The sequence below is a fragment of the Parvimonas sp. D9 genome, from assembly GCF_035282565.1.
Classification (GTDB): domain Bacteria; phylum Bacillota; class Clostridia; order Tissierellales; family Peptoniphilaceae; genus Parvimonas; species Parvimonas micra.
The window spans coordinates 135,885-144,962 of sequence record NZ_JAYKBM010000005.1; the positions used below are offsets into that span (position 1 = coordinate 135,885).

Here is a 9,078-nt window from a genome sequence, read left to right on the forward strand (position 1 = left end):
GGGGGTGCTAAATTGGCTGTTGAAAAAATGAAAATGATGAATCTCGTTGCTTTAAAACAGGATGCACACAGTATTCTTAGAGAAATTGTTTTGAATGGCTCGATTCATATTACAAATGCAGGAAATTCAGAAAATTTCACAATGAAGTATATGGATTCTCAAATAGGAATTTTTAATGATATGGGTGTTGCTGTTGATAAAATAAGACCATATCATAGAGAAAAAGTTTTTAAAAAGAGAAAATATAAAGAGCTTTTAGATCAGATGTTTGATTTCTTTAACATTAAAGAAGATGATGTTACTTTAAATGATTTAAAGAATTTAAATTATAGTGAAAAACTTAAATTATTAGATGATATATCTTTGAAATCTTCTTCAATAAAGACTAGGGAAGATGAGAATAGAAAAAAGAGAGCAGAAATTAAAATATTATTAAATGCTGTTGAATATTTTTCTGATAGTGATATGAAAATATCTGAGTTTTATAATTTAAAACATATTAATTTTGATATGGGAGAAATTTCAAAAAATTCTTGGATAAAATTAAAGGCAAATTATGAAAATATTAAGGGAATAGTTGTGCATTTAGGAACTAGTAATTATGGCGAAACTGTCATAATCTTTACTCCTTCTGTTTATGCAAAAGACACAAAATATTTTATTCGTTCTTTGTCCTTTGATAGAATTGAACTTCCTAATGTAGATATTTCTTTTAAGGATTTTATAAAGAATAAAAATGCTGAATTGGAAAGTTTAGAAAGAGAACAAGATGAAATTTTAAAGGAAAAAGCTGAATTTAAGGATAAATATTTGCAAGATATTTTAGGTTTCTATTACAGATATAAAATTATTGAAAAGATTGAGGAACTTGAAGGACATATTGCGGAGAGTAAAAATTTTATTTTATTAAGTGCTTTTGTTCCTGAATCTAAAGTTGAAAGTATAAAGAATTCAGTAGAAAAAGTTTCTGAAAGTGCTTTGATATATTTTGAAGATGATAATGAAATTCCTTCAAAATTTAAGATACCAACAAAGTTAAAAAATAATTTTATTTTAAGACCTTTTGAAGCATTGGTAAAGATGTATTCAATTCCAGATTATAAGGAAACGGATCCGACACCATTTTTTGCAATAACATATTTACTTTTATTCGGAATGATGTTTGGAGATGTAGGACAGGGTTTAATTTTTGTAATAGCAGGAATGTTATTATCTAAAAAATTTGGTGTTATTGCTAAAATTATTCAAAGAATTGGACTTTCATCAATGTTTTTCGGATTTGTATATGGAAGTGTTTTTGGAATTGAAGAATTAATTCCAGCTTTAATTATAAGGCCGATGAATGATATTAACACAATACTTGTCGCAACAATTGGACTTGGTATTTTAATGATATTAATTGCATATATTATCAACTTTAGAAACTTAAAGATGAGAAAAGAATTTGGAAAATTATTTTTTGATAAAAATGGATTATCAGGATTTTTATTCTATATCTCATTTATAGTAATTGTTTTAAATACTGTTTTGTTAAAAAATTATGTAAGTGTAAATGTATCTTCAATGATTACAATAGTAAGTGTTGTAGTTTTGGTTGTAACTTCAACATTGATGTTTATGAAGCCAAAATTGGTTTCGATAATTAGTAAGACAGAAGGAAAGGAAGAATTTTCTCCTGTTGAAAGTGGTTTTGAAATGTTTGAAACTGTTATGGGATTCTTTTCAAATACTCTTTCTTTTATTAGAGTTGGAGCTTTTGCGATTAATCACGTCGGACTTTTTATGGCATTTCACGCTTTAGGACAAATGCTAGGTTCAAGTATTGGAAATATATTTATGATTGTTTTAGGAAATATATTTATTGTTTGTCTTGAAGGACTAATAGTTTTCATTCAAGCAATAAGATTGGAATATTATGAATTATTCAGTAAATATTTTAATGGCGAAGGAATAAATTATGAACCATTAAAAGTAGAATTAAAAGAAGAAATTTAGGAGGGAAAATATGAAAATCACTTTATTATTAATAACATTAGGAATAGGAACAACTATTTTAACAGGTATATCTTATTTAAGAAAAGGAAAGAAAACAACAAAATCAGGATTAAAAAAGGCAATAGCGATTAATGTCGTTTCAATTTTAGCTTTATTTTTAATGGGACTTATTCCAGATATTGCATTTGCAGCAGAAGCTACACAAAGCACATCAAGTTCAGCGAGTGGAATGGGATATTTAGCAGCTGCTTTATCAACTGGTCTTGCAGCAATTGGTACAGGAATTGGTGTTGGTCAAGCAGGTTCAGCAGCAATTGGTGCAGTTTCAGAAGATTCTTCAATTTTAGGTAAAACACTTATTATTCTTGGACTTGCAGAAGGTATTGCTATTTACGGACTTATAATTTCAATTATGATTTTACAAAGAGTTTAGGAGAATTCTATGATAAGTTATCTTATATCTGATAATACAGATACACTTGTAGGAATGAGATTAGCCGGTATAACTGGAGTTGTTTTAAAGACTAGGGAAGAGGCTTTGGAAGAATTTAATGATTGTCTAAATAATAAGGAAATTGGAATTTTAATTTTAACTGAAAATATTTTTAACCTTATTAGCGAAGAAGTTATGGAAGTTAAATTAAAAAATACTTTTCCACTTATAGTTGAAATACCGGATAGAACAGGTTTGAAAAGAGATCCAAATTTCATTACAAACTATATAAATGAATCAATAGGAATTAATATTTAAGGAGAAATCTTATGATAACAATTGAAGATAAGATAGAGTCATTTAAAAGAATACTAAATGAAGAAATTGATGAAAAATATGACGAAGAATTGAAAAAAATTGCTTCTGAAACTGAAAGATTAATTACAGAATATAAAGCTAAAAAATATGAAGAAATAGAAAAATTAAAGAGAGACTATAGAACAAAACTTGAAAATAAATCAGATAAAATTCGTTCAAAGACTTTAAAAGAAGGACAAGATATCATTTTAAATACGAACAAAGAAATTTACGATGAGTTTTTTAAAGCCCTGAAAGAAGAATTAAATACCTTATATATGACTGAAAAAGGTGAAGAATATTTAAAAAATACATTAAAAAATGTAAAATCAGAAATAAATTCTAATGATGTTGTTTATGTTTATGAAAAAAGTTTTGGAAGAGATAAGGAAATAATAAAAAATGTCTTAGGAGATATTAAGGTTGAAAAAAGTCTTGATATAAAAGTTGGTGGTTTTGAAATAGAAAATGCGGAAAGAACTTATAGATTAAATTATTCACTTGATTTTCTATTGACTACAAAATACCAAAAAATTTTAGCTAAGTTGAAAAAAGAATTAGGAATAAACAATTAATTAATAATTGTAATGAGGAGAAAGGTAATGTGTAATATACCTAAAATAATTGATATAAATGGTCCTGTTGTTAAAGCAGACAGTATGGGAATTTACAAAGTTAGAGATATGGTTTTGGTTGGAGATAAAAAGCTAATCGGAGAAATCATATCTATTGACGAAGATGTGGCGACTATACAAGTTTACGAAGAAACACAGGGACTAAAAGTTGGAGAAACTATAGAAAGTACAAATGTTCCACTATCAGTAACATTAGGTCCAGGAATTATAGGAAATATATTTGATGGTATTCAAAGACCGCTTGAAAAAATATATTCAATGACAGGAGAATTTATTGCAGAGGGAATAGGACTTGTTTCCATTGATAAAGAAAAACAATGGGATGTTGAAATGCTTGTTAAAGTTGGTGATAAATTATCTGCAGGAGAAATTTTTGCAACAACTCAAGAAACAAGTTTTATAGAACATAAAATTTTAGTTCCACCAACTGTTAGTGGTGAAGTAATTGAAGCTTTACCATCAGGAAAATATAATTTAGAAACTGATTTAGTAACAATAAAAGATGAAGATGGAAAAATTCATAAATTAAAAATGTATCATCAATGGCCTGTAAGAATACCACGTCCAATAGATGTGAGAATGCCAATATCAAGACCTTTGGTAACAGGACAAAGAGTACTTGATGTTTTCTTTCCAATAGCAAAAGGAGGAACTTCAGCACTTCCGGGTGGATTCGGTACAGGAAAAACTATGACTCAACATCAACTTGCAAAATGGTCTGATGCAGATATTATAGTTTATATCGGGTGTGGAGAACGTGGTAATGAAATGACAGATGTTCTTGAAGAATTTCCAAAGTTAATTGATCCAAGAACTTCAAAACCGCTTATGGAAAGAACAATTTTAATAGCAAATACTTCAAATATGCCAGTTGCTGCCCGTGAAGCTTCAATCTATACTGGAATAACTATTGCAGAGTATTATAGAGATATGGGTTACCATGTTGCAATAATGGCTGACTCAACTTCAAGATGGGCAGAAGCGTTAAGAGAAATTTCTGGAAGACTTGAAGAAATGCCTGCAGAAGAAGGTTATCCTGCATATCTTCCTTCAAGAATTGCACAATTTTATGAAAGAGCAGGTTATGTTGAAACTCTTTCAAAAAAAGAGGGTTCAATTACAGTGATTGGGGCTGTTTCTCCACCTGGTGGAGATTTTTCTGAACCGGTAACTGAAAATACTAAAAGATTTGTTTCAGCCTTTATAGGTTTGGATAAGAATTTAGCATATATAAGACACTATCCTGCTGTAAACTATCTTACAAGTTATAGTGGTTATACTTCATTGATTAAAGAATATTATGATGAAAATGTATCTCCTGAACTTTTAAAATTAAGAGCAAAGATGATGGAACTTCTTTCAGAAGATAATAAATTAAATCAAATTGTTCAATTAGTTGGAGAGGATGTTTTACCAAATGACCAAAGAATTGTTATAGAAATAGCAAAAGTTTTAAAAAAGGGATTTTTACAACAAAATGCAATGCATGAAACAGATTGCTATGTTCCTTTGAAAAAACAATTTGAAATGTTAAAAGTAATAGATAATTTATATATGAATTGTACTTTAGCGGTAAAACAACAGGTTGCCCTTACTCGTATAAAAAATGATGATTTATTTGAAGAAGTTATTAAGATGAAATATAATATTCCAAATGAAAACTATGATGAAGCATTTGAAAAGTTAAATGCAAAAATCAATAGCTACTATACTGCTTTGATAGACGAAAATCAGGGAGAGTAGGTGATAATTATGCAAAGACAATATTTAAAACTAGAAAAAATAGATGGACCTTTGATTGTGCTTAAAGGTGTAGATAATGTCAGCTATGATGAAATGATGGATATAGTAATAGATGGAAGTGAAAGAAGAAGAGCCAAGGTTGTTAGAATTCAAGGAGATAAGGTAATTGCTCAAGTTTTTGAGGGAACAACTGGAATTTCAACACAAAATTCTGCTGTTACTTTTACAGGAACTCCACTTGAAATTTGTCTTAGTAAAGATATTTTAGGAAGAACTTTTAATGGTGTAGGAGAACCAATTGACAATGGAGATTATATTATTTCAGAGAAAAAATATAATGTTAATGGAAGACCTATGAATCCAGTTGCAAGAGAATATCCAAGAGATTATTTGGAAACTGGAATTTCAGCTATTGATACTCTTACTACTTTAATTAGAGGACAAAAACTTCCTATATTTTCATCAAATGGTTTGACACATAATGCATTAGCTGCTCAAATCGTCAGACAATCCAAATTAAAAAATTCTGACGACAAATTTGCGATAGTATTTGCAGGAATGGGAATTAAATATGATGATTATGAGTTCTTTAAAAGTGCATTTGAAGAATCAGGAGCATCATCCAGAGTTGTTTCATATATAAATCTTGCTGATGCACCAATTGTTGAAAGAATTTCAACACCTAGAACTGCATTAACTGCTGCAGAATATCTTGCATTTGAAGAAGGAATGCATATCTTAGTAGTTATGACTGATATTACAAGTTATGCAGAGGCTTTAAGAGAAATTTCTTCTGCAAGAGAAGAAGTTCCTAGTAGAAAGGGATATCCTGGATATTTGTATTCAGATCTTTCTACTTTATACGAAAGAGCTGGAATGGTAAAGGGAAAGAAAGGTTCAATTACTTTAATTCCTATATTAACAATGCCTAATGATGATATAACACATCCAATTCCTGACCTTACAGGTTTTATTACTGAAGGACAAATAGTTTTATCAAGGGAATTATTCCAAAAGAATATTTATCCACCTGTAAATATTTTGCCTTCATTGTCAAGACTTATGAAAGATGGTATTGGAGACGGATATACAAGAGAAGATCACGATCAGGTACAATCTCAATTATTTGCTCTTTATTCAAAGGTTATCGAAGTTCGTTCGCTATCACAAATAATTGGAGAAGATGATTTAACAGAAATAGATAAAATTTATATGGAATTCGGTAGGGAGTTTGAACAAAACTTTTTAAACCAAAACTTTGATGAATCCAGAACTATTGAAGAATCACTTGATATTGCTTGGGATTTATTCAAACTATTCCCTAAAATTGAACTAGACAGATTGGAAAGTAAATATATAGAAAAATATGGAAGGTGGTAATATGATTCAAAATATTGCTCCTACAAAGTCAAATCTATTAAAAATCAAACAGGATTTAAAATTATCTAAGGTAGGCTATAATCTAATAGATAAAAAAAGAACTGTACTAATAAAAGAAATGATGCAACAAATTGAAAAGGCAAAAGAAATTCAAGAAGATGTAAAAGTACTATTTGAAAAGGCATATTCAACATTAGAAGAAGCAAATATAACTATGGGAGTTATGAATGTTCAAGATATTTCTTTATCAATAGATAAGTCGGAAAATTTTGAAATTTCTTATAAATCCATTATGGGACTTGATGTTCCAAGTGTAAAATACGAGCATGGAACTTTAAGACCTCATTATGGAATGTATATGACAAGCCCCGCAATTGATGAGGCTATAAAAATGTTTCAAAAAATCAAAAGACTTGTATATAGACTTGCGGAGACTGAAAATACAGTTTATAAACTATCTATAGAAATAAAAAAGAATCAAAAAAGAGCAAATGCTTTGGATAAAATACAAATTCCTAATCTTGAAGAAACGGAAAAGTATATTTCAGAAGTTCTTGAGGAAAAAGAAAGAGAAGATTTTTATAGATTAAAAAAGATTAAAAAAAAGAAAAATGCGTAATGTTAAGGAGCAAATGCTCCTTTTTTTCTTGCTAATATATGTTTAATGTGTTAAAATACTTTTATAGATTAATAGTAAAAGGTGAAGTTATGAAAAGATTAATTAATATATTCTTTAATGACAATATAAAGTCATTAGAGGCATTCATAAAAACGAAGGAACTATTTGAAAAAAGAGGTTTTGAAGTTTCTGAAACTTTTAAAGAAGAAGCTGAATTGAGTATTTGCATAGGTGGAGACGGTGCTTTCTTAAGAGGAGTTCATAATTCCGATTTTCCAAAAGTTCCTTTTGTCGGAATAAATACCGGAACACTTGGTTTTTTTCAAGAAATTAGTTTTGATAAAATAGAAAAATTTATAGACGATTATATAGATGGAAAATATATTGTTGAAAAAATTAGATTACTGGAGTGTACTTTAAAGACAAACGATATTATATTTTCGAATAAATGTTTAAATGATTTTGTTATTAAATCAAACAGTTCAGAAATAATTCATTTAGATGTTTATATAGATGATAATCATCTTGAAACATTTGCAGGAGATGGTTTAATAATCTCAACACCTTCAGGAAGTACTGCTTATAATATGTCTGCAGGAGGAAGTATTATGTATCCAACTTTGAGAGGTTTTCAATTAACTCCTTTGGCTCCTATATTTTCTAAAGTATATAGGACGATTTCAAATTCATTGGTGATTCCTGATACATCAACCTTAAAAATAGTTCCGTTGGAAAATCAACACAAAAAAATTAGTTTTGTTGCAGATGGGATTGAAAAAGACTATACAGATGTATCATATTTTGAATTTAAAAAATCAAGATTTAAATTGTATAAATTGGTATTCAATGAAAACTGGTACTGGATAAATATGAAAGACAAGTTCTTATAAAAAAATCTTATAATTTTACGAATATCCATAGAAAATTAATATAAGTAAATTGTTGAAATTTTATATAAATATGATATAATATAGATAGATATAAGGCGTAAATAAATAATTGTATTACATAAATGTATAATAATGAGTTTATTTAGTTGCTTTTTCATATAATGTTCCGATATAAAACAGAGAAGATAAGTCGTTTGTACTTGTCTTTTTTGTTATCTTAAGAAAATAACAAATAGGAGAAAGTTTATGGAAATGAGAAGAAAAGACAGAGAATTAAGTATAGAAGAAGGAAAAGAATTACTAAAAAATGGAGAATATGGAATACTTTCAACGTCCGATAATTGCAATCAGCCTTATGGTATACCGTTGAGTTATGCATATTTTGATGGTGTAATATATATTCATTGTACAAATCAAGGTGGATATAAATTAAAAAACATAGAAGAAAATTCTAAAGTTTCTTTTACGGTAGTAGATAAAGTTGAAAGACAAGCGAGTCAATTTTCTACAAAATATATGTCCGTTATTGTACTTGGAGAAATAACTATAGTTAACAATGAAGAAAAACTTAAAGGTATTAAATCAATATTATATAAATATTCACCTGATTTTATAGAATCCGGAATGAAATATATTGAAAAAAGTTTCGATAAGATTCATGTTCTAAAAATAAATATAAAAGAAATAACTACTAAAGGTAAAAAATAATTGATATTATATAAAAATTTTATAAAAAAACTTAAAAATATGACAAAAAGGTATTGACTGATAGGGCGAAGGCTGATATAATATTAAGGCACTTAAAGAGCGGCATAATAATAAGTTATCATAATATAAGTTTTAAAAGGTTTGAAGGCAAAAAAAAGATAAAAAAGTGTTGACAAACGAAAATAATAGTGATATAATAATAAGGTCGCAACAAGAGTGACACGAACCAAGAAAAGTAAACAGTGATAAGAACTTTGAGAGTACAAAGAGAAACAATAATTTAGGTGTAACAAAAAAAGTCAGCGAGAGCAGACGAAC

Annotated in this window: 9 protein-coding genes; all 9 read left to right on the forward strand. The window is 28.3% G+C overall.

Going from position 1 to position 9,078, the window contains the following annotated elements:
• The first annotated feature begins 12 nt into the window (after positions 1 to 12).
• The 9 genes from VJI94_RS06220 to VJI94_RS06260 all read left to right on the forward strand — a co-directional run bounded on the left by VJI94_RS06220 (position 13) and on the right by VJI94_RS06260 (position 8,760).
• Positions 13 to 1,995, forward strand: coding sequence for a V-type ATP synthase subunit I (locus VJI94_RS06220; protein WP_324008725.1), 1,983 nt, complete (start codon positions 13 to 15; stop codon positions 1,993 to 1,995).
• A gap of 10 nt (positions 1,996 to 2,005) precedes the next feature.
• Positions 2,006 to 2,428: an ATP synthase subunit C gene (locus tag VJI94_RS06225; RefSeq protein WP_041953682.1), complete on the forward strand. Its 423-nt coding sequence runs from the start codon at positions 2,006 to 2,008 to the stop codon at positions 2,426 to 2,428.
• Positions 2,429 to 2,437: 9 nt separating this feature from the next.
• On the forward strand, positions 2,438 to 2,746 hold the full coding sequence (locus VJI94_RS06230; RefSeq protein WP_004832024.1) for a V-type ATP synthase subunit F: 309 nt from the start codon (positions 2,438 to 2,440) through the stop codon (positions 2,744 to 2,746).
• Positions 2,747 to 2,757: 11 nt separating this feature from the next.
• Positions 2,758 to 3,360 carry a V-type ATP synthase subunit E gene (locus VJI94_RS06235; protein ID WP_324001456.1) on the forward strand — a complete coding sequence of 201 codons (603 nt, stop codon included), beginning with the start codon at positions 2,758 to 2,760 and terminating at the stop codon, positions 3,358 to 3,360.
• A 27-nt stretch (positions 3,361 to 3,387) separates the two neighbouring features.
• Positions 3,388 to 5,163 carry a V-type ATP synthase subunit A gene (locus VJI94_RS06240; protein WP_324008726.1) on the forward strand — a complete coding sequence of 592 codons (1,776 nt, stop codon included), beginning with the start codon at positions 3,388 to 3,390 and terminating at the stop codon, positions 5,161 to 5,163.
• 9 nt (positions 5,164 to 5,172) lie between these two features.
• Complete coding sequence (locus tag VJI94_RS06245; protein WP_039868599.1) at positions 5,173 to 6,543, forward strand: V-type ATP synthase subunit B; 1,371 nt, start codon at positions 5,173 to 5,175, stop codon at positions 6,541 to 6,543.
• Position 6,544: 1 nt separating this feature from the next.
• Positions 6,545 to 7,162, forward strand: a complete 618-nt coding sequence (locus VJI94_RS06250) for a V-type ATP synthase subunit D (protein WP_040596841.1) — start codon at positions 6,545 to 6,547, stop codon at positions 7,160 to 7,162.
• An 89-nt stretch (positions 7,163 to 7,251) separates the two neighbouring features.
• Complete coding sequence (locus tag VJI94_RS06255) at positions 7,252 to 8,052, forward strand: NAD(+)/NADH kinase (RefSeq protein WP_041954900.1); 801 nt, start codon at positions 7,252 to 7,254, stop codon at positions 8,050 to 8,052.
• 246 nt (positions 8,053 to 8,298) lie between these two features.
• On the forward strand, positions 8,299 to 8,760 hold the full coding sequence (locus VJI94_RS06260; protein ID WP_324008727.1) for a pyridoxamine 5'-phosphate oxidase family protein: 462 nt from the start codon (positions 8,299 to 8,301) through the stop codon (positions 8,758 to 8,760).
• Positions 8,761 to 9,078: the final 318 nt, after the last annotated feature.